The following is a 22,750-nucleotide window of genomic DNA, read 5'->3' as shown; positions in this document are numbered from 1 at the left end:
TTAATTTTTTAAAGGTAATTAAAAGTCCGTTCTTCTTTTTCCTGAATGAAGATTTCCTGCAGGTCCTCCACCTTAAAAGGTTTGGTGTAGAAGCCCCTAATTTCATCAAATTCTTTTGCCCTTTTTCTATCCTCTTTAAAAAGTGAAGAAGTCACAAGAACTGCCTGGACGTTAAACTTATATTTTCTTATTTTACAGGTTTTTAAAAATTCCCAGCCATTCATTAAGGGCATATTGATATCCAGTAACACCAGAACATCAGAATCTTTATCTGCTCTCGCGTCAAGATAATCAATGGCTTCTTTGCCGTTTGTAAATAACAAGGGATTTATTTTTATCACTTTCTCCACCAAATATTTATGAAGTAAGGCGAAAATTTTATCATCTTCAAGAATAAGGATCTCCGGAAGATTTTCAATTTGGTTCTCTATTTTCAACATTTTCTATCTTTCTTACCGTTGCTAAAACTGTTCGATCCAACTCTTCTGCAGAAGCTTTTATTAATTTAATTAAATCTTCACGATTCCAAATTTCGTAATTTTCTTCTTCCAGTAAATCGATCAGACCCCTTAACCTCACAAGAGGACTGCGTACTATATGCGCATGTTCCCACGCTATTTCATTAAGGATCTTATTCTTTTTAAGAGTTTCATCCCACAGATGTTTTGATTCCGTTATGTCCCTGGAGTTAGTGACAATTCCTTGTACATAAGGATTATCTGTGAGGTTGGTTACCGTGGTCTTCAGCCATCTCCAATTACTTCCTAAGTCTCTGAACCTGAAGATTGGTATATTTAATTGTTTTTTGTCCTCAATCTGGACAAAATAAGTCATTACAGCTTCCTTATCATCTGGGTGAATGTAATCTGAAAAATTTTTGCCAATAAATTCCTCAGGAGAAATACCCAGAATAGAAATAGTGGATTCGCTTACAAATTTATAATTCCCCTTCAGATCCAGTATCCCCGTAAGATCTGACGATTTCTGCACGAGGGCCTTAAATTTGTTTTCACTACACATTAATTTTTCCTGCTGTTCTCTGATAGTTTTTTCTGATTGTTTTTTTTCAGTAATATCTCTGGCAATACCGTAAACCCCCACAATTTCACCGTGGATTTTCATAGGTACTAACGAAACGTCAAGAACAACTGTTCTTCCCTTAGAGGAAACAAAAACTGCTTCACAATTCTGATCCTCTCCACCAAGAGCTCTTATAAAAAAATTGAAAATTTTGTCACGGTACTGTTCTCTACAAAATGACAGAAAACTCATTTTTAAGAGTTGTTCGGCAGAGACCTCAGCAAAGTCAACAATCCCCTTATTCACACTTAAAAAATTCCCTTTAGCATCTAAAGAAAATAAACCATCCTGACTTTTGTAAACAAAACATTCATTTTGAGCTTTCTTTTCTTCTAATTCTTTTACTATGCTCAGCCTATTTCTTTCTTCACGAACCTTTGACGTTTTATTAGATGGTAGGTGAAGAATATAACTAATTTTTTTTTCGCTGCTATCCTTTATCGGGATATTAGAAATTTCCCAAAAGCTCTCCTTTTCTGTATTATCATTACAATAATTTATGTAATCGAAGGTAACAGGTTTCTGGTTTAATAGAGTCTCGTGGAGGGAGGCAATAATTATTTCATGTTGTACAGGTTTATAATGAAAAATCTGTTGAACTGGTAGATTTAGTAAATCTTGTCGCTCCTTTTTGAAGATTCTACAATATTCCTCATTTACATCCCTTACAAAGAAGTTCTCCCCAACTGGTTGAAGAAGCAAGCAAGCAATTGGCAAATTATTAAACAGAATTCCACAATTCTCTTCCATATCCCCACTTTATAAAATTCATATCGGCCATTATTTTGGCTTTATTGTTAAATTATTTCCTGCTCAATAATAGTTAATTTTTTCTAAAAAAAAATGCCCATTTCCCTAAATATTGTATTTCAAAGAGTTTTTATGTATTTCATCTATTTACAGGAGGTACTATTATATTATAGATACTTCATATCTGAGGCTTTGTTTTGGGAAGAATAAAAGCATTCGAATTTTCCAACCCTGCAGATCAATTCTGAAAATAAAACACTACTTAGAGAGGGTAAAGGAAGATATTTGTACAGACTGTAGGGTTTCGAATACAACAATCCATGCACTTAACTTATTCAAAGCCTTTTAAGTTTATCGCATTGTGCTGTATGAAATTGAAAAAAATTTCTCTTTCAGAGGAAGTGTCTAAAGAATTTAATTTTAATTGTGCTTAAAACATAGGAAGAGAAATCAGATGAAATATTATACTACAATTTATCATCCCGCGACATTTTTTGTTCCAGCTGAAGCACGAGGTTCTGCAGGTATTTTGTTCTTGTTCCTTTTCTTGCTTTAATTTCAGAGTAGGTTTTATAGGTGTTATCCAGCCGGATATTGAAGAAATCTTCAAAGGAGGAAATGATAGTAGCAAGGTCAGCAGTACCATGATTCAGGTCACCGGTAGCGTATAGGGCATAAATCAATTCTACTAATGCAGTTTTAGATCCGGACCACAATACAATTTTATGTTTCTTCTCTACTGTAAAATCTCTACCGCCGGGTTTCAATTCCTGAATCGACTCCCTAACGTAATGGATAAACCGGTACATCGCCTGGACCTTAGACCATAACATATCATGAGAGGTAGAAAATTCCGGGTACTGGTAATAATTGATCATGGGTGTGAATGGGAAGTTCTTCCGGTGATTTCGTGTAAACAGCTGATGATCCATATAGGAATGCCCCTGCTCCATGTAGTGTACAAAGTCATTATTCTTATGAAAGAACTTATTAATTTTCCTCAATTCTTTTTCATAGAACCTTATTTGGAAATTATCACCGGCTTTAGGCTTTCTCAATTCGCAGGACCTCATTTCCGTAAAGTAAATAAGGTAACTCATTGGGCAAGGTTTGATACTCTTAAAAAATTCTATTTCATCAGGAACATTTTCAAAATCCTCTTTTTCAATAAGATCTTTTAAAACTGACAAAGTGGTGTTACACAAATCAATACCTGCATCAGCCTTTTTCAGAGGCTGGGGAATTTCCATGACCTGAGTACTTAGTTGGTTGTGAAAGGTATGTATAATCTCATCAAACATTTTATTATTGCCTTGAACCATTAAATAATAGTAGGGTAAGTTGATTTTCAAATTCCTAATTTTAATGGATACACAGTGGGTTCCTTGAGAGTGAATTTACAGGTGAGCCCTTAGGATTCATTTCTCATCATACCTATACTTTCCATTTTATAGTTGTCTTCCGTTTGCACATAAGATAATCTTCTCTTTACCGTGGCTCCGAATTTTCGTTTTTCAAAAGAAGCGCTTAACCCGAAGTCTATTCTTTTAAACCCAAGATCTTTGGCCCTTTTAATTGTTTGATATAATAACTGCCGATACACCTGAAATTCAGTTGCGTATTTATAATCCATTCCCACCAGGGAGGGAACATAAGTCACATCGAGGTTTTTATAGCAGAACATCACACCCACAACTGGAGGCTCAGTACCTTCAAATAGTGAGGAGTGGAGTTTTAAAACAATAAATTCCCAGTTAGGGCTATCGGCCATACTAAAGAATAACTTTTGAGGATAGGTGAAAGTGTTGATGCCGTAGTTATTCTGCTTTACATTTTTATACAATTGATAAAATTCTTCAATTTCACCGGGATGAGGATTTTGAACAATCCTGATATCAAATTTATCTTCATACGGCTGAACTTCCTTTCTAAAATGTCTCCTGGACCTGGAGCTTAAGCGTTCCATGTAATCCTGCTCATCTTTCCAGTCCAGGCCTTCCAGAACACAGGATTCAGGCATTTCCGCTGGAATATATCCTTCATCATTGAAAATCCTTGCCAGCGTATCATCCTTCTCAAAATCCCGCAGAACCACCATTTCTGCCCTGACCTTCTCCGACAGCTTTTCAATCTCCTGTAAAAGAAGCTTTAATGCTTCTTCCCACCGGGGATGTTTTCGTTTAATAAACAGATGTTCCCCCTCTGTAAAGGTGGAACCAAGGGAAAGTACCGGTGAAGTCATAAAATAGGGATCTCTTTCCCGGGTTTCCTCGAGCTTTTTGGATACAGAAGCGGGAGCAGTCATATCATCCTTCCACAGCGAAATGCTTAAAAAGGTGCTAAGCACAGAATTTTTGTATTCATCCCGGATAATAAAATAATGGAATGACCACTGATGTTCCCGCTTTTCATTTCCATTAAAAACTTTCTCGAGGAAAAGCTGACCATCCCAATCAAATGCGCCCTTGCCTCCCATACATTTATTCCATTCTTCCTTAGGTATTCTGAAAATGGTATTTTCGTACTGCACTTCCAGGGATCCAGATCCCTTGGCAGTCGTTTTGGGAGAGGTAATTTCTAGTCGAAATGCTTTTCCCACCCGTTCGAAATTATTCCCTGTTTCTTCAAGAGCCAAGGGATAATGATATTCCATAGCTTCTGAGAGGGCCTTAATATCTGCCAGTTGATTGTGTCGTGAAATGGTGATTCTTACCCCCGTATTTTTTACAGGTACTGCAGGATATAACCCAAGATTAACAAAGAAGCCTTCGTTCATCAACCGGTTAACGAAATTATATCCCGTTGCCGGTAAACCGGTTCCGATATAAAACACCGGCGATTCATTGACAGAAATAAGTGGCAGCACGGTTTGGGAAAGAAGCTGGTTGAAGTACCTGATCTTTTCCTGAAGATCTGACTGCAAATCATAAATTTCATCTGAAAGGTGGATCTCGGCCGAGGCAATGGCAGCTGCCACAGAGGCCGGTTCCAGCTGTGCCGAGAATGTTAAGGGACCACCAAAATTCTTTATTTTCCTGAACAATGATTTATTTGAGCAAGCCACCACTGCCCCACTCGCTCCAAAAGTCTTGCTTAGGGTTCCTACCAGTAGTACATTTTCCGGGAGCTCATTTAGCACACTCATGACATATCCTGCACCATGACTTCCTTTCCAGCTCATCCCGTGCACGTCATCAAAATAAAGGTGTAACTGGGGATATTTCTTGCATAACTCCATTAGCTCCTCAATAGGTGCAAAGTCACCATACATCGAATACACTCCATCGGCCATATACCATATTTTTTCAGCCTTATCAGAAAATTCCCTGATCCTGGTCTCCAGCATTTCGAGGCTATTATGCCTGATGAGGCTAACGGGAATGCCTCTGGTTTTTAAAATTTGTGCGGCGTTTTGAACACTCCAGTGTACCTGGTGATCCAGTATCACAGCGTCTTCATCCCTTACAGCAGTAGGTATTACGGCCATATGGCCAAGCGTGCTGTTCTTGGTGATAATTACAGGATGATTATAAACAGCCGTCATTTTCTCCTCCAGGAGTGAATACAACGGATGCGAAATGTAAGTTTTGGAAAGAGGGAATTGGGTGCCGTACTTCAGAATTGCATCCACGGCTGCCTTTTTGAGCCGCATATCCTGCTCCAGACCGAGATACCCGGTGGTACCAAAATGATAGGATTCCTTTCCCCTAATTTTGATTTTCCTCCCGTTAAGATGATCTCCTTCTGCGTTTAAATGAATAACACCTGCCTCAGTTGCATTGGAGATAACCTCATCAACAGTATCCAAAAAATTGTTGTGTTTGATCTTTGCCATAACTTAAATTTTTTATTACAGTTCAGTTTTCGTAATTTCATTCCAAACTATAAAATGTTTCTTTAAGCTATACAACATCAGTATTTTACAACTTAAATTAAATCGATTTTAATAAGTGTTTTTCATTTTTCGTAAATCGTATATTCAAATTACTTTTTAATTTAATTGTAGTTAATTAGCACATATTGGATTGTTCTTTTACTGTACTAAATATCCGGCTAATGATAGTGCACAAAGAATATATGGAAAACGCCTTTGCAGAATTCTGGATTGAAAACAGGATTCTGCATATCAGATATAAGCCCGATATCTTCATGGATATAGAGGCTGCCCGACTTATCGTGGCAGACAGAGTAACATTTCAAAAAGGAAAACTTTACCCCATTCTGTGTTATGCAGAGGGAATAGCGAGTTCTACAAAGCCTGCCCGGGATTACCTGGCCATTAAGGGTTCTGTTCTCACCCTTGCAATAGCTTACATAGCCTCTCCTAAGGTGTCACTTGCGATGCTCCATTTTTTTAAGGAAATAAATAAACCCGTTGTGCCTTCAGAAATCTTCACCAGTGAAATGGCTGCACGTAAATTCCTCCATTCCTACCTGAGTTAAAAAAGCCCCTCATATGATAAAATCCCATGCGTATGAAAACCAACAAGGATTCCAACAGGTGGCAAAAACTCTTCTACATGCTTATTGCCCTGGCCAAGGGAAATTTCTCCTACAGAATTAAAAGAAGCAGGTATGATGACGAAATTGAAGCTATATCAGAACTGGGAAACATGCTCTCCCAGGATTTACAGGAAATCTTCAGCTTTCACGGGTTTGTTAATCCCAGGAGGACTTATATCTACCTCACTAAAATGGACTTCTATCTCGATAAAGAGCTCAGGATTGTAAATTTTTCCAAGGAAGTACCCGAACTCCTGCAGCTAGCACCAGAAAACCTTGAGTATACACATTTCCGTGAGATTCTGGATTCCCAATCCCTCCAGGTCTGGGAGGAGATAGCTCCGCAGTTTCAAGAGAAACTATTTAAAAGGTTCAGTCTCAGCCTTAATTTCAAAACCGGCAAAGGTTTATCAATTCACAGTAACTGTTTTGTTGCTGCGTTATATCCTGAAAATGTGGACTTGCGATTTTCAGTTTCCACTTTTGTCCCTGTATTGCTGGATGAGGCGTCAACAAAACTTGATCCTGTCCTGTCCTTTATCTTAGAAAAAGAAGAATACCGTTCTCCCAAAATATTTCATCAGAATTCAGACCTGAGGCAAACTCATGAAGTGAGAGATTACATTCTCCAAAACCTGGGTAATGACACAATGAACATGGAGCACCTCACTAAAAAATATTTTGTCACCGCCTCAAAGCTTAAAAATGATTTTAAAGCAGTCTTTGGGATCACCCCAGCCCAATTTCTAAGGGAAGAAAGACTTAAATTAGCTAAAGAGCTGGCACAAAACACCTCTCTTCCATTAAAGAATATCGCCTACACCTGTGGTTTTAGCAGCTACCCTCACTTCTCTTACGCTTTTAAGCATGCCTATAAGATTTCCCCTCAACAGTTACGAAATTCTGATATTTAAATAGTTGTCTTATCCCAAGCATTCAGTGGTTTTTGGTAAAAATAGCTTCCGAACTTTACAGTACCATAATCAAAGAAACTGAAGAATGTTGTTAAGGAAAGACATTAAAAAAGTAATTGTTAAGGGACTAAGCCTCTTCTTTATTCTGCTGTATACCTATGCAGCCGTGAATAAGCTGCAGCAACTGAGTGTTTTTGAAAGCCAGCTCGAGCAATTTCCGTTTATAGGGGATTTTGCACCATATATTGCCTGGGCAGTACCTGCCACTCTAATATCGGTTTCTATCCTTTTCTTTTTTAATAAGGTGAAGGTAATAGCTTTTATAGGGTCATTTACAATCATGCTACTTTTTACCCTATACATCCTGGCTGTTTTAAATTTTGCAGCATCCATTCCCTGTTCCTGTGCGGGAATCTTCAGCTCATGGTCCTGGCATGAACAGCTTTATTTTAATACTGGAGTGTTACTGATAGCCGCGGTCGGAATTGCCCTTACCTATAATATCAGTTCAAAGAAAGAAGAACCTGTCGAATATTCATTAGAAATTGAACCATAAAGGAATTTTGTTGCAACAAAAGCAGGAGAAGCCGAAAACCTGATAAACAGAGTAGGCAATCTTTAAATATTAGAAATCATGAAAACTAAATTTTTATTACCAATGATCGCAATGATTTTTGCCATTGGAATGTCTTTTACAACCGTAGACGCAGTCGAAGAGGATTATGCTACTAAATACGTGCGAATAGATAACGCTTGGCATACTATTGATGTCACTTGTGGCACAGGAGACGATCAATGTGAGGTAATTTTTTCACAAGACCCCAATGCGACTCCTTATGAGGTTTATAATTCACCGAGCCTCCTAAATCCCGCTCTTGGCAATGGACAAATGAAAATTATTCAGGGACCTGTCCCAAGCGAATAATTCTGTCCTAAGGAGTTTACACGCCATAGAATTAATGGTTTGTAAACTCCTTTCTATTTGAGCTGAAAAATGTCTATTCTAACGAAGAATTCGACAACATTTTGTATTCATACGGGTCTTCTCTTAAATATTCCCGAGCACTTTGCCAAATATCTCGGGGAGTCAGAGAATTTATAAAATCCTGCTTTACGGAACGATTAATCCAAACTTTTCCATTTTTCTCCAAATCATACATGTTGTTTAATACGTCCACTAATCTTTCCGGCTCATTAAGGTATTTTACCATTCCTTGTGCTAATTTTTGAAATAAATCTTTATCCATAGGATTCTTGATCAAAGCTTCTACAACTTCCCTGCACTCAGATACTAACCTTTCGACATTCTCGGGTTCACAGCTGAAATCAATAAAATATTTATTATACTCATATAATTGGACGTAATTCATTCCTGCTACCACCTGATAGGTTCCTCCGATATCGGATTCAAAACGCAATCGTCTCATCAGTAATTCCATCATGGCACGTCTCAGAATTTCTGCTTTAATCTCTTCTTTCCAGGTGAAGCTATTTTTATCTTTAGGATGAGCATAAATTAATCTCACCATAGCTAGTTCCATTGGTTTTGTAGAGGGAACGATTTTAGAAAAAGGTTCTATTGAGATATCCTGTAAAAACCAATCCTCTTTCCTGGATAAAGTATCTTTTTTTGAGATAGGTAGGTTACCTAAATATTTTCTACATAAATCCAGAACTTCATCCTCTGGAAAATTACCGGCGATCAAAAAAGAATATTCAACAGGATTAGTGAATATTTGATGATAAATTTCGATAGCTCTCGATAAATCTGTTTGCTCAATACCTGCCAAAGCTTGAGTGCCCACTGGCAAAAATTCATTATCTGGCAAGGTTTCCCTAATGGCAGAAAGAAGATCCTCTCTGTTTATGTCTTTGTGGACAAATGAAGCTTTCATTGTGCTTTTCCAGTCTTTGAAAGCTACGCTAGTAAAATAAGGATCTGTAAAGTACAAATAAACTAATTGCAGTGCAGTTTCAAAATCCTTTAAAGACACAGATCCTTTTATTCCGGATTCGTCATATTCTATATAAGGAGAAATGCTTCCTTGAAAACCTTCATCAACTAAATATCTATTCAGTTCAAATTTATCCAGTCCACCCACCCCTGAATTTTTAACTATAGCAGGAATATTAACTACTGAAAAGAAATCTTTTTTAGGAAAACAGGAAATACCTTTCTGCACGAATCCCTGAAAACTTACAATATTCGTTGCTACCGGAGGTTTTGAGAAAAGAGGTTTCAGAATTATTTTAATGCCATTTTCTAATATATATTTCTTGGCCCCAGGGATCGGAGTCTCTCCTTCCTTATAATATCCCTTTGATAAGTTTGATTGGCTAACGGAATCTATTAAAGAACTTGGTACATGGGGAGGAATGAACGGCTGTACAGAAAAACTGTTTATTTCTAGAAACAGATTCCTTATATCTTCTTCCGAATAAGATAGAATAGGATGTCCTGAATGTGCAGCCAAAGCTATATCATTTGGTGTCCCAGACAAATACTGTTTGATCTTATTATTAAATTCCTCCAGTTTTAAATCTTTAAGTATATCCTGCAAAATTTTATTTTTATTTGAAGGAAAAACTTCATTATTTACATAGTAGTCTATAATTCCATCCATCCAATAGGATGTTTCTAAAGTATCCTTTACGCTAAAAGAATTCATAAGTTCCTCCTTATTCAAAATAAATTCTTTTTGATAAAAACCATATAGTTCAATTTCCTTGAGCGTTTTAAAAGCATCCTGTATAATTTCTTCATCTAGCTTATCATCCAGGAAAACGTCTAGTTTTAGAGCAACTGGCGGGTCAATGAAGTATGCATTACCATTAAAAGTTGAGTTATAGACCTCCTGTTTTTGACGAAATCTGTTATTCACCATTTTTACAAGTAAATTTCTAATTACGCCGTCCTCTAAAATCCTATCTGAATTCTTGCTTTCCTCCGTATACTGTCTTATAAACAAACCAATAGCCGCTCTTTTCCTTTCGGGGTCATCCAGTGATCCAGAATACTCTCTTTTTAAAAATATGGGGTCTCTTTGCAGGTAATTACTTGTACTTCTTTCTTTTAGAAACTTATTTTTGGGAGGCGTATTTCTGTTAAACTTCTCTCGAATTATAGTTTCTATATCTTCAACATCAATATTACCAACTATGATGATAGCCATTGAGCTGGGATGATACCACTCCTCGTAAAATTGAACTAATGATTCTGGTTTGAACGTTTGTAAGTGATCTACAATATTCTCGGGAGGGGAAGAAGAAATTCCGATTACTTCCCTTTCCAGCCTTTTCAATAGAACCGGAAACGAAAAATCCCCTCCATTTTTTTCATTTATTACAGCAGTTCGTTCTTTATCTATATTACTTGGTGTTAGTTCTAAATGCCACATGATATCTTCAAAAAAACGTAAGGCCACGTTAACAGCCCCTTTTTTACTACCTGGTACTTTCATCATAAAGTCTGTGTAGTTATTCCAGGTATGACCATTTATGTGGGTCATTTGTATGCCCATTTCATCAAAAAGTTCAGAGCTTTTATTGACCGAAATGTTTTGGCCGCTGGAAAAACCCAGATGCTCAACAAGATGTGCAAACTGATGCTGCCCCGGCTCTTCCTGATTATGTCCCACCTTTACTACAAGTCGCATCTCAATTTCTTCGGATGAATTAGGAATCTTTTTTAAGTAATAAGCAATTCCGTTGGGCAATTTCCCCCTCCGAATACTTGGATCCAGGGGGACCGAATCTTTTACACCGGAAGAATATGAAGGCAGGATTATAAGAAAAAAGAATCCTACGAACAAGGTAAGTTTTACATTATTAATTTTCTCTTGCATAAGGAATTAATTTGTAGTATTAATAACCAGGGTTCTGTATTAAATTTGGATTTTTTATTATTTCATTTTCCGGAATTGGATAAAGGCTATCCGTTTCCTGCCATAGGGGCTTCAAAGGTTTTAATATTGCACCAGCATTTTCGAACCTTTTCAGATCTAACCACCTATGCCCCCATTCTGCAAATAATTCCCTTCTTCGCTCCACTAGTATTAAACCAAGCACATCATCGGCTGTTAGTACGCTGGTATCGTCGGAAATTGGGCTAAGGTTTGCCCGCTCCCTTATGACGTTTAAATCATCAATGGCTTCTTGGATCAGACCCTGACGCGCAAGCGCTTCGGATCTTATTAGATATTGTTCCGCTAATCTCAACACCATCGAATATTCTGTAATGTCTCCAGTCCCGAATTTTATCTTGTATTTATATGGGAAATAATAGACCATGTCATCAGAAGGAAAACTACCAATCCAGTTTTGAAACCTGAGATCCCCTGGAGGAAATACATCAACTAAGTCATTAGTTAATTTTACACTTTCCAAATAATCCAACATGATAAAAAGTTCTCCTTCATTGGTATTGGAAGCGCCAGTTCCACCACCTAAAGGGGAAATTTGCCAAATTGCTTCGTTGCTATTGGCTAAAAACACATCATCCAGGTTGTTCAATAGTTGATATGTTTGAGATTCAGTAATAACTCTATGACTCAATTCCTCTGCCTCCTTCCAATTTTCCACATATAGGTGTACCCTGGCCAATAAAGCCATAGCTGTGAATTTATTCACACGTAATCGTTCTGCATTTTCATAGCCAGGTTCAAGAAGCTCTATTCCCGCCTCTAAATCTTCCACAATTTGATCATACACCTCAGTTACGTCATTTCTAGCTGCCCTGTTATTTAGCCTATAATCTGTACCAAGAATTAAAGGAATTTCCCCATATAGATTTACCAGATAGAAATACGTAAATGCACGGATCACTTTCGCTTCACCCAACAACCTATCTTCTACTTCCGGGGAAACACCATTATTTTCATTTAATCCTTCGATAACCGAATTCGCCATATAAATGATGTTATAGGCACTGGACCAAAGCTCCAGGTTTGCGGTATTTCCAGGGTGTATTTTGTTCTCCTCATATTCGAGAAGATTCGGATTGGAAAATGTAGCTTCCAGATTATCTGCCGATAAATCACCGAGAACCGTAATCGAACCCTGAAATCCGCTGGAAAAAGATGCCCTGTACAATTCGTTGTAAATTCCTAACACTGCATTATTTGCGGTTTCATCCCTGCTAAAAACCTCTTGACTACTTATCAAATTGTCTGGAGTATCAATATCCACAAAATCATCACAAGACACTTGCGAGCAGCAAAAGATCACAAGCACTAAATATTTTATACATTTCATTATTATTTGTTTTAAAAATTAATTTGAACTCCTGAAGTGATTGTTCTCAGTGGAGGAACAACCTTCCCTCCCTGAGGATCAAGCCCTTTATAGTTAGTAATCGTAAGTAAATTCTGGCCATGTACAAAAAGATTCAATCGTTCAATACCAAAACCAGTAAGCCATGTAGCTGGTAAATTGTAAGAAAGCTCCAATGTTTTTAACCGTAAAAATGAAGCGTCTCCTATAAAAAGGTCGCTGTTCAAAACATTGTAATAAGCTAAAAGAGATGGAATGGATTGAGAAAGCCTTTGAACGTTTGTAGCATCTCCTTCCTGCCGCCATGCATCCAGGATGTCTGTAGAATTATTACCAAAGCGTCCGGGGGAATTTGACATTTCAGCTAAATAGGTAGGCCTCTCCTGTCGAACATATTCAAATAAAACCCCTAGATCTAAATTCCTGAAGCTTAATATGTTGCTAATGCCGCCATAGTATTTTCTTCCCAGGCGATTTATCGACACCCTATCATTAATATCGAATCTACCATCATTATTGACGTCTGCAATGCGGTATAAACCCGTCTCCGGGTCTATACCATCGTATTTGTACCGGAGTGAAATATCAAGAGGATAGCCCACCTTGTAGGTCTCTCGGTACGGAGTTAAATTCAGATCATCAAATTCCAATAGCTTATTGCTTGGGAAAGTTGCATTGAGAGAAGTTTCCCAGGAAAAATTCTTAGTTTGAACATTTATACTGGATAACACAATTTCCCATCCCTTGTTTTGTATAAGTGCAGGAAGATTTGCCTGTACAGAAGTAAAGCCCGTTATAGCCGAAAGCGGATACCCCACTAGCTGGTTTGAAGAACGATTCCTGTACCAACTAACTTCCAGGTTTATTTTATCCTGATTGAACCCTAACTGTAAAGCGGCCTCCAGCTTTCTATTGACCTCCCAGGAATAATCCGGATTAGTAAGCTGGGTGGGGTATAATCCCCCCGGTCCGGGAGTAGCCTCATAAGTATCCAAGTATCCGTAATCGGGAATCTGATCACTTCCTGTGGTTCCGTAGCTTCCTCTTATTTTCCCGAAGCTCAAAAATGGAATATTATTTTTAAAATATTCCTCCTCAGAAAATATCCAGGCAGTTCCCAGAGCCCAGAAACTAGCAAAACGCTTATCCCTACCAAACCTGGAGGAACCGTCTCTTCTACCGGTCAAATTAAGAAAATACTTCCTTGACCAGTTAAAGCCAAGTCGGCCAAAAACTGCAGCATACCTGTATACTACATCTTCATTTAAGTTCACACGCACCTCATCTGCTGCACCAAGATTCCCCACTAACCTGTCATCACTAAAACCCAGTCCTTCTAGAGACAACATGTTATTTTCACTATTTTGGAAAGTAGCTCCGGCAAGTGCGTCTAATTCTAGACTCCCAAAATTCCTATTATACAGGATCTGTGGTTCTATAATCCAGGACGTTCTTTGCGTAGTAGAATTGTTGGAGCTTAGAATAAGACGGTCCCAAGTTCTAGGGTTATATGCATCTTTTAAATTTCTCACTTCTTCCTCACTGCCTAAGTTGGAATACCCCATGTTGGCTTTAAGTTTCAAACCATCTAGCATTTCATAGGACAAACTCAAATTTGAAAGAAGTGTGGAAGTTTTGATTTCCTGGGGTTTATATAATCCTGCAAAAGGATTTGTCCAGGTACCGTCTTCCCAGTTCAAAGTGCCATCGTCATTATAAAGAGCAGGGGCATTGGGAGAAAGTGTAAGGGCGAGGTTCACGTAATTTGTCCCATAAAAAAGATCATTATTATCCAATCCATAATTGGCTGAAAAAACCATTTGAAATCTTTGACTTTTGGAATTGTGATTTAAATTGATGTTGGCTGTCATTTTTTTATAACCGAAATTTCCCGGAAAAACAGCTCCTTCATTATGAAAAGAACCTCCCACTAAAAAAGATGTATTCTCATCCCCTCCTGTTACGGCAACATTAAAATCTTTGATTGAAGCTGTTCCCCCTAATAGAACCTCCTGCCAATCGGTATACCTGTTTTGATCCCAGAGTACTAAATCGGGGGCATTTATTTCTGAAGGGACTACTCCGTCATTTTCAAAGGCCTTCTCTCTGACCGAAATGTACTGTGAGGTATTCATTAATTTCATCTTATTGGAAACCTCAGAAAAACCTGAATATCCTTGAACTTCAAAAGTTGTTTTTCCTCCAATATCACTTCCTTTTCTGGTAGTAATTAAAACCACTCCATTGGCTCCTCTGGAACCATAAATTGCTGTAGCATCGGCATCCTTTAGCACTTCAATGCTTTCAATATTGGACATATTCAAGGCATTAAGAGGATCTATACCTGCACCACGAGTAAAAGGTCCAATGCTGGATATAGGACTTGAATTCACAGGTACACCATCTATGATGAAAAGAGGGTAATCTCCCTGAAATCGTAAACTATTGCGCCCTCTGATAATAATGGAAGAAGCTAAACCAGAAACTCCGGCTGATTGATCTATCTCCACCCCTGCCATTCTCCCCTGTAAAGCTTGTAGAGGGCTAATTACGGGCTGCAGTTCTATCTCTTCTGCGGTGACGCGGGAAATGTTTCCTGTACTTTCCCTCCGGGTAGTGTTGTAGTAACCTGCATTGATTTCTACTTCCCCCAGGGAAGCAACATCCTCTTCCATTTGGATGTTAAGAGTGCTTGCCTGTTCCAGGATAACTTCTACAGGTTTAAAACCCAGATAGGTAAAGACGAGAGTGTCTCCCTGGGTGGCTCGTATGGTATATTCTCCATTTACGTTGGTGACTGTTCCTTTAGTTTCTCCTTTGATAAAAACAGCAACACCAGCTATTGGCAGTCCCTGTGGACCTGTTACAACGCCAGTTACTTCCTGTTGGGCGTTTTGATTATCTAAAAAGTTAGGAGCATTTGCTGCTGTGGCTTTCCAGGTAATTACAGAAAGCAGCAGGATGAGACTTATAAGCACGATTATTTTGAACCGGCCGTAATTATTTTTCATAATTTTGCAGTGATTAGATGAAACTTTGTTTCGTTTGATGTAAGCCTTCCGGGCAGCTTCGCCAAAAGAAACCGGAAGGCTATTTTTATGTTTATTTTGTTCTCATAGTTGAACAAAATAGGCTGCCCTTTCGGGTATTTACAAAAAGTTACTGTTTCATTGGCACCTCATTTAGTTACACAAAAATTAAAACTCCCCCACCGAGGGGAATGGGGGAATTTTTCCCACCCACCCGTCACCACTGCAACATAGGGGTAGCAGTTATGGTGACCCACCGGGACTAACGGCTAAACTAGCTCCCGTCAATGAACCTTAACAATGGCTAATCCCGTTAAGGCAAAAAAATGTTTAAAATGGTTTGAGAACCTTCTTGTGCTCGAAGAAACAAAGGCTTTGAAAGGGGTTGAGGTAAATGCCTCCTTTGTAAAAACAAAAAAGGGCGCGGAACTCAACTTATTGCATTAGTGGTACTGGTATACCTGTGTACAAATAAGCGATGATCCTACGCCCGGGTCGTAGGCATCTTTGCTTATCCTCTCGTACACATTTATAAATTACCAGTTTCCTAATGCGAGATTCAAAGCGAAATGCTTCTAATATTTTTACTTAAAGAAGTTTCGCAAATATATTAATATCAGCCAAATATAAATAAAAAATTTTAAAACATCCACATATGGATGTGATTTTTAGCTGAATATGGTATTTATTTCCATTCAATATGGGAAATAAAAGAATTGAAATAATAATTTCTGAACTTGATTTCTATTTAATAAATAGGATTAGAGAATTACGTGAAGAGGCCACTCCACCCATTGCACAAAACAAACTTTCGCGTGAACTTGGGTTTGCTGAAGGATATATTAGTAAGGTGGAAAATTATAAGGAAAGGTCGAAATATAACCTTTGGATTTTAAATCGCTTAGGTAGAATTTTAAACCTTCAATCTTTTAATGATTTTTTCCCTCCAGAATTTTTTCAAAATGATATTGTAAAGATCCAGATTGAATATTTTCATAATCCTTTGGGTAATCAAAAGGGTAAATCTTCATTTAAATTTCAGGTTGTTTCAAAAACTCCATTGACTGAGGAGGAATTAGAGAAATGGAAAAGGAACAAACTACCTTATTGTCGAGAAATATAATTTTTGGTTATCTAGAATTTTAAGTTATTATATACATTCAATTTTTCTCCTGAAATAAAGCTGACCTTATTCACGATTTTATTATTCTGTACATCATATTCAACTTCTACGAAAAACTTTTCTAAGGCATAAAGAGCAAACCTACTATTACCTTCCTCGCGGGTAGTAATAAAATCTCCTTTTGTGAACACAAGGTCATATTGTTCTTGGTCAGGGAGGAGCTTAAAGGTGTAAAGGGTTAATTTTTCCATTTGAATCTTGTTCTACTATCTAAATTTAATTGATTTTACGGAAAACCGTAGCTGTGGTTGATTATCGTTATATTCTAAGGAAAAATCCTTTAATAGGAAAAATGAAAAAAGGTTCAATTACATAAAAATAACCGGTTACTTTCTAATAGAGTTAAGAATATAATATTGCATTACTAGAAAATTAAAAAGTAATACTAAATTTATAGATTCGTTGGCAATAATTAATATCTAGAATGTCCGAAAGAGAAGTTTTACTAAAAAAAATAATCGATGAGTTCTCAATCTTGGAGAATAAAATAGATAAACACAACAATCTTAACCTAACAGATATCAATCTCTTTTCTGAAGATTTCTTTTCAAAGATTTTAAATATAATTTTCAGATACAATCTTAAACCATTTAAAAAAAATAATTATCCTGCGATTGATTTAGGCGATAAAGAAAATAGCATTGCGTTTCAAATAACTTCCACAAATGCAAAAGGCAAAATACAGAAAACCTTAAACGGCTTTAAGGATCAAAATCTTAATTTGGAATTTTTCAAATTGAAAATACTGATTCTCAGTAGAAAACAGAAAATCTACAAAAACTTGAAAATTGATGAGACAATAAATTTTAATCCATCCACAGATATAATGGATATCAATGATCTTTTAAAAGACGTAAAAGAGTTACCAATACAGAAAATGCAAAAAATTTTGGAACTATTTACAAGGCGAGTTCCATAAAAGAACAACTAATTCAAATAATAGTCTTAACATACTAAATAGAAATCTGAAACTTCGCAAAAAAATAGAAAGGGATTTAGTAACAAGATTATCATACGAAGAAAGAAATATTGCCCTTTATGAGCCATATATAAAATTCCTATACTATGACATTATCATACGTTCAGAAAAGGATATTCATTTTCCTGAACCGGATGAAACAACAATAGTGGGATGTTCAAGTTGGTTTAAAACTGGTATATATGATTTTTATGAGAATGGTTTGGAAATGGTTGAGTATGGAGGTGTGAAAATATTAATGGATAAAGAAGGTTATTGGGACATTACAGAAAACTGTAATGATCCACGGTTAGAAAAATATGAATTGATTTATGCCACTACTTTTCTTAGAGTTCCATATGATTACATAATAACTTATGAGATGGAAGTTGATCCCGTATATGGTTTGCCAACCTTTTTTATCAAATACAACTCTCAAAATTGTCCTTTTGAAGAAATCGTTTATGGCACAAGAGGAGATGCGGACAAAAAAGAAAAGCGCGAATTGTTCGATAAGACCAAAATGCGAAACCTAAAATAACTATTGGTAGTTATGCTTACACTTGGCTTGAATTTAAATTCCCTGTTCGCTTGCAACGCTTGATTGTCCTGCTGACAATTAAGTTCGCCCGCTCGCACAATTTCATACAGAACGGTGGGCTTCATACGAAAAGAACCATCAGTACAAACAGCATATTTTGTTTTTGCTAACACACAAGCAAACGCTGAAAAACCAAAAGAGCCATTTTTTCACCCACACTTATATTGAATTATAAGAATATGAATGAATCAGACTTCGAAATATTAATAGAAAATGGAAACACAGGCTTCTATCAGAGTTGTGAGGTAACTCAATTTTTTATTCAAGACAAAGAAAGTAAAGCAGTTACTAACCTCTTCATATTAGCATCATTCGAAGACAAACCTTTTGTAGATAGAAACCATAGTTTTCTCACATCTAAGAAGGGAATTAACATTGATGACAGCTATAATCTTGGAATTCAGAGATATTATCTCTCCATAGATGAAACTAGGGAACGGTTCAAAACTTTAAACAAAGATAGTGAATGGAATTATAATGGAGACACCAGTCTAAAATTAGGTAAGTTGAATGGACTTACTAAGCAGTTTATACCCTCTAGAGAAGGACAAAGAATAAACCACATCCTAAAGAATAATTTCCATAATGGTTCATACATTTTGGAGTTTTTTGATGAATCAAAAAATCATGTTGATTTTCTGTTAGACATGAAAAAGATTAAACTTTTAAATCAATTAAGTGAGGAAATAAAGAAGATAGTTCCGATTGATTTATCAGTACTTAGAGATAGAATTGGAAACATAATATTCCAGTTCCCAATTACTACTTTGAACACCAGATCAAAAGCTCTTCCCACATGGGATGGAGTAGAATTAAAATTTAAATGGAGTAACAGATTTCAAATGCTTCCTGATTGCTTGATTCAAGTTGAGTCAATCATTGATAAAAATTATATGGGAAGCACAGTTGTAGAATACAATTTAACGGAAAAGCAACAAATATTTATCGGGAATCTTGACCAAGTTAATCACATCAAAATTTGGAAGAAAAATCCTAGCTTATTGCTTTCAACATTTGATGGTACATATATCAGAGAATTTCATTTAAATACAGGAATAATAAGCCATGAGCCTAGGATATTTGAAATAGCAGGAAAAGAGCAAAAAGTTGCTGTATCTAGCAAAGGCATGACTACAGGTAAAAAGGAGAGTATCAATTATACTACTTACATAAATAACACTCTCTATGAAGCCGAAAAATTGAATCTAGAAAAGACCCTTTCTTTTAAACAATATTTCAAAGGGGATTCGAAATCTGCATTTGAGGACATTAAAACCCTGGTTACCCGCAATGATAAAAATGGAGTCTATTTATGGGATCCATATTTAACATCTGAAGATATTCTAAGAACATTATTTTTCTCACCAACTAATGGAGTGCCATTAAAAGCAATTAAATCCAATAACGATATTCCCATTCCGAAGAAAAAAATTAGTCCCTTCAAAAGATGGTTAAATTTATTAGGCTTTGGAAACAAGAAACAAAGGCAGACAAATAGTATTGCTAGTAAAATGATTGCTGAGCGTTCTAAATTAGATAATCCAATTCACAATAATTACGGAATTAACTTGGAATTCAGAATGCAACATAGTCAATATGGCTGGACATTCCATGATAGATTTTTAATTTTCCCAGGTAGCAAGGAAACGCGTCCTAAAGTATACTCACTTGGAACATCAGTAAATTCACTTGGGTTTAGTCATCATATTCTACAAGAAATTTCACATCCTCAAAGAGTCATTGATGCATTTGAAGAACTTTGGGAAAAACTTAATAACGAAGATTGCTTAATATGGAAATATCCGAAAAATTAATAACAGAAGCCTTCTCCAATATTAAAACTGCCTCAAAACATGACAAACTACAATCATTACTTGAAGATCTTGGCAATCACAGTACTGAGAGTATCTTGTTCAAGAAAGATGGTAATTTAAGAAATAATAGTCATAGGATTCATGAGACTATATCAACTTTTTTGCCTGGCTTTTTTTCGCATAATCAAACTTCCAAACAAACATTATCGAGTATTCTTTTAACTATTAAAAAGTACTTTGATATGGCTGTAACCAATGGAGATATTAAGTCCTTATTGATTTTTTTAAGTGTTAATTGTTATCTCAAAATAGATATCAAGCACTTTATAACAGAAGAAATCAACACTACAAAGCTTAGTGACAGCTTAATAAAAGTCTTGGAAAAGGTTAAGCTTGAAACTCAATTAAAACCTGGAGCACCTTATCATGAAAAAGAACTAAAAGCTATTTCAATTGAGGGGATTAATGAACAAAATATCGAAAAGATATATCAACTTATTCTTTCCATTGAAAGAGGCGGAAGAGGTTTTCATTTTAACCATTTACTTGAGAATTTAATCTTCTTTTTCTCCAAATTTGATACAGAACAGTTTGTAAAACATCTCGATTCTTTAACCCATCCTGAAACTGTTGTCTTCTATCTTCAAAACTTTTCGGAAAGCACATTGATAGAAATATCAAACTCTTATAATCACAATAACCAATGGGTTCATTTTGAACTAATACGCCAGATAATAGAAAAGGAAGGTGAAGATTATGATGTTAACTCACGCGCTATTCAGTCAATTATAAAGAGCTTAGAGGCACTTTACAATCACAATATTGATATTTACAAGCAAGCTATTAATTTCTTTCACAGGAGCAAATTCTTTAATTCAGCTTTAGGCTATCAAATGAAAGATTTGACAGAAGATGAAATAGTTGAGATATTAAATAGCATCATTCCCCTTGATAAATACAATAGTAATTTAGAACAAAGAACAATCCTACTAGAAGAATTTAGTAAAGGTGTATCAGAAGAAGTATATCATAAAGGTTTGATAACTGTCTTTATTAGATGGAAAGATTTATGCACTTCAATTGCTGAAAGTGAAGACAGTTATCAATCTGACGTTCTATTAACTGACTTTGCCAATTTTGTTGTTCAATATTATTCTCTTTTAGATAAAAAAGAAATCATAAACTTAATAAATAGCTCTATTAATAATTTAATCTGGATAAACTCCGAATGGTTCATAAATCAATCTCAGCAAATCACAAAATACCACCTCTATTTGACGGAAGTATTTTTTCTAAGTTTTGCTTATAAAAATAAAAAAATATCTAACCCCAAAACGTTGATTTTAATAGACCAACTCAAGAATTATAGACAATATGAAGAGAAAAGAATAATAAATAATGTTGACCCACTACCAATTATAGAAGATAATATTAACTGGTTAACGACACCTGAATAAAGTGAAATAAAGCATACACATTGTCCGGTCACTCACAAACCAACCGCACAAACCAAAACTTGTCAATAAGTATGTCTTTAAAAGGGTCTGTAAATTAAACTCTGTCCGATCTATCAATATCTCTGGGATCAACTTCTGGAATATCTGGAGTTTATAGCCAGTGGTATCCTATTGCCAAATTTAATATAAAGTTGCTGAATTGTAAAACTCCAATTATGTAAAGGAATTATCCATTTTTTTCGATGTTCTTGGTAGCCAGGTAGACCAGCTTTAAAAGGGATATATCATTGGTAAAAGCTCCTTTAGTCTGTGTAACCTTACAAACCTGGCGGTGGAATTCTTCAACGGCATTGGTGGTGTAGATGATCTTTCCGATTGGCCGGGTCTGTAAATTAACCTCTGTCCGATCTATCGATATCTTTGGGATCAACTTCTGGATATCAGGAGTTTATAGCCAGTGGTATCCTGTTACCAAATTTAATATAAAGTTGCTGAATTGTAAGACTCCAATTATGTAAAGGTGCTGTCCATTTTTTTTCGATGTTCTTTTTTTTTTACCCAAACAAAATGTATCAAACTATTTCTTGCTGAATGAATTATTCTAATTTTCGAAAGAAAAGTGAATGGTATTTCTTTATCTAATCCTAAACTGGCATAGGAGAAATGTTTTTGATGTGAAACTATATGCCAACATTTGAAAAGTTGCAATTTACGTACTAGGTTTATCACCTAAAGAATACCGTGAACATTTAATTTTTCTAAAATCCCAACTGGACGAAAGCCGGTACCAGGAGGAACTTTTGATCCGGGGCGCTTTATTTAAACGCAGTATTCCAAGGATTTACGACCATCGGTGTTGCATCTCCGGGATGCGGATTATAAGGCCGCCAAACATCCGAAGGATCGAGGTCTGTCATATTCATCTGTTCAGCCTTTCCAATGATGACACCCTCTCCAACGGAATTGCCCTATCTCCTACCCTGCACCGCGCATTTGACCGGGGTTTGATTAGCATAACTGAATATTATCAAGTAAAGATTTCACCCCTGGTGAACGATAAAGATACGGAGTTTACCCTACACCAGTTTGAAAACAAACCCATCCTCTTACCAGAAAAAAAGGAATGGCAGCCTTCCATTGACTCTCTAATGTGGCATCAACGAGAGTTGTTCCTGAAGTAATTGTTATTG

18 protein-coding genes and 1 pseudogene are annotated in these 22,750 nt (G+C 36.3%); 10 read left to right on the top strand and 9 right to left on the bottom strand.

All coding sequences use genetic code 11. From position 1 onward, the window contains the following. Positions 1–8 precede the first annotated feature (8 nt). From ACQ93I_RS04660 to ACQ93I_RS04645, 4 genes are all read right to left on the bottom strand, one after another. Positions 9–440 (bottom strand): response regulator, encoded by a 432-nt coding sequence (locus ACQ93I_RS04660; protein ID WP_431697388.1) that lies wholly within the window; start codon positions 438–440, stop codon positions 9–11. Continuing rightward, complete coding sequence (locus ACQ93I_RS04655; protein WP_431697387.1) at positions 415–1,830, bottom strand: PAS domain S-box protein; 1,416 nt, start codon at positions 1,828–1,830, stop codon at positions 415–417. The genes ACQ93I_RS04660 and ACQ93I_RS04655 overlap by 26 nt, the downstream gene beginning before the upstream one ends. Positions 1,831–2,297: 467 nt before the next feature. Then, complete coding sequence (locus ACQ93I_RS04650) at positions 2,298–3,182, bottom strand: RteC domain-containing protein (protein WP_266070417.1); 885 nt, start codon at positions 3,180–3,182, stop codon at positions 2,298–2,300. Positions 3,183–3,241: 59 nt separating this feature from the next. After that, positions 3,242–5,665 carry an aminotransferase class I/II-fold pyridoxal phosphate-dependent enzyme gene (locus ACQ93I_RS04645; protein WP_431697386.1) on the bottom strand — a complete coding sequence of 808 codons (2,424 nt, stop codon included), beginning with the start codon at positions 5,663–5,665 and terminating at the stop codon, positions 3,242–3,244. Positions 5,666–5,886: 221 nt separating this feature from the next. On the opposite strand from ACQ93I_RS04645, the gene ACQ93I_RS04640 reads away from it, so the two are divergent. The 4 genes from ACQ93I_RS04640 (at position 5,887) to ACQ93I_RS04625 (ending at position 8,172) form a co-directional block, all read left to right on the top strand. After that, positions 5,887–6,273, top strand: a complete 387-nt coding sequence (locus ACQ93I_RS04640) for a hypothetical protein (protein WP_431697385.1) — start codon at positions 5,887–5,889, stop codon at positions 6,271–6,273. A gap of 32 nt (positions 6,274–6,305) precedes the next feature. After that, positions 6,306–7,247 (top strand): helix-turn-helix transcriptional regulator, encoded by a 942-nt coding sequence (locus ACQ93I_RS04635; RefSeq protein ID WP_431697384.1) that lies wholly within the window; start codon positions 6,306–6,308, stop codon positions 7,245–7,247. 85 nt (positions 7,248–7,332) lie between these two features. Then, positions 7,333–7,803, top strand: coding sequence for a MauE/DoxX family redox-associated membrane protein (locus tag ACQ93I_RS04630; RefSeq protein WP_431697383.1), 471 nt, complete (start codon positions 7,333–7,335; stop codon positions 7,801–7,803). Between the two features lie 78 nt (positions 7,804–7,881). Continuing rightward, on the top strand, positions 7,882–8,172 hold the full coding sequence (locus tag ACQ93I_RS04625) for a DUF6520 family protein (protein WP_431697382.1): 291 nt from the start codon (positions 7,882–7,884) through the stop codon (positions 8,170–8,172). Positions 8,173–8,245: 73 nt separating this feature from the next. Here ACQ93I_RS04625 and ACQ93I_RS04620 read toward each other — a convergent pair whose 3' ends face one another. Genes ACQ93I_RS04620 through ACQ93I_RS04610 form a run of 3 tightly spaced genes read right to left on the bottom strand, consistent with a single transcriptional unit; the run spans position 8,246 to position 15,529 of the window. Next, positions 8,246–11,092 carry a M16 family metallopeptidase gene (locus tag ACQ93I_RS04620; RefSeq protein ID WP_431697380.1) on the bottom strand — a complete coding sequence of 949 codons (2,847 nt, stop codon included), beginning with the start codon at positions 11,090–11,092 and terminating at the stop codon, positions 8,246–8,248. 19 nt (positions 11,093–11,111) lie between these two features. Then, positions 11,112–12,500: a RagB/SusD family nutrient uptake outer membrane protein gene (locus ACQ93I_RS04615; protein WP_431697378.1), complete on the bottom strand. Its 1,389-nt coding sequence runs from the start codon at positions 12,498–12,500 to the stop codon at positions 11,112–11,114. A gap of 11 nt (positions 12,501–12,511) precedes the next feature. Beyond that, complete coding sequence (locus ACQ93I_RS04610; RefSeq protein WP_431697377.1) at positions 12,512–15,529, bottom strand: SusC/RagA family TonB-linked outer membrane protein; 3,018 nt, start codon at positions 15,527–15,529, stop codon at positions 12,512–12,514. Positions 15,530–16,247: 718 nt separating this feature from the next. Here ACQ93I_RS04610 and ACQ93I_RS04605 point away from each other — a divergent pair. Continuing rightward, entirely contained in the window at positions 16,248–16,670 is a 423-nt protein-coding gene (locus ACQ93I_RS04605) for a hypothetical protein (RefSeq protein ID WP_431697376.1), read from the top strand. An 11-nt stretch (positions 16,671–16,681) separates the two neighbouring features. Here the strand turns inward: ACQ93I_RS04605 and ACQ93I_RS04600 are convergent, their stop codons facing one another. Then, the gene (locus tag ACQ93I_RS04600; RefSeq protein ID WP_431697375.1) at positions 16,682–16,921 is read right to left on the bottom strand and encodes a hypothetical protein; all 240 of its coding nucleotides are present in this window, start codon (positions 16,919–16,921) and stop codon (positions 16,682–16,684) included. A gap of 233 nt (positions 16,922–17,154) precedes the next feature. Between ACQ93I_RS04600 and ACQ93I_RS04595 the strand changes: the two genes are divergently transcribed. From ACQ93I_RS04595 to ACQ93I_RS04580, 4 genes are all read left to right on the top strand, one after another. Then, positions 17,155–17,649, top strand: a complete 495-nt coding sequence (locus ACQ93I_RS04595) for an SMEK domain-containing protein (protein ID WP_431697374.1) — start codon at positions 17,155–17,157, stop codon at positions 17,647–17,649. Between the two features lie 208 nt (positions 17,650–17,857). Then, entirely contained in the window at positions 17,858–18,229 is a 372-nt protein-coding gene (locus tag ACQ93I_RS04590; RefSeq protein ID WP_431697373.1) for a hypothetical protein, read from the top strand. A gap of 239 nt (positions 18,230–18,468) precedes the next feature. Beyond that, complete coding sequence (locus tag ACQ93I_RS04585; RefSeq protein ID WP_431697371.1) at positions 18,469–20,103, top strand: VPA1262 family N-terminal domain-containing protein; 1,635 nt, start codon at positions 18,469–18,471, stop codon at positions 20,101–20,103. Beyond that, entirely contained in the window at positions 20,082–21,560 is a 1,479-nt protein-coding gene (locus tag ACQ93I_RS04580; protein ID WP_431697370.1) for a hypothetical protein, read from the top strand. The genes ACQ93I_RS04585 and ACQ93I_RS04580 overlap by 22 nt, the downstream gene beginning before the upstream one ends. Before the next feature lie 128 nt (positions 21,561–21,688). On the opposite strand, the pseudogene ACQ93I_RS04575 reads toward ACQ93I_RS04580, so the two are convergent. After that, positions 21,689–21,945, bottom strand: a pseudogene (locus ACQ93I_RS04575) (transposase); the annotation flags it as partial. Between the two features lie 415 nt (positions 21,946–22,360). On the opposite strand from ACQ93I_RS04575, the gene ACQ93I_RS04570 reads away from it, so the two are divergent. Continuing rightward, positions 22,361–22,741, top strand: coding sequence for an HNH endonuclease (locus ACQ93I_RS04570; protein WP_431697369.1), 381 nt, complete (start codon positions 22,361–22,363; stop codon positions 22,739–22,741). The last annotated feature ends 9 nt before the right edge of the window (positions 22,742–22,750 follow it).

The sequence above is a fragment of the Salinimicrobium sp. WS361 genome, from assembly GCF_050750585.1.
GTDB lineage: Bacteria > Bacteroidota > Bacteroidia > Flavobacteriales > Flavobacteriaceae > Salinimicrobium.
The sequence above is the reverse complement of the archived record's forward strand: the minus strand, read 5'-3'. Positions and strand labels throughout refer to the sequence as shown.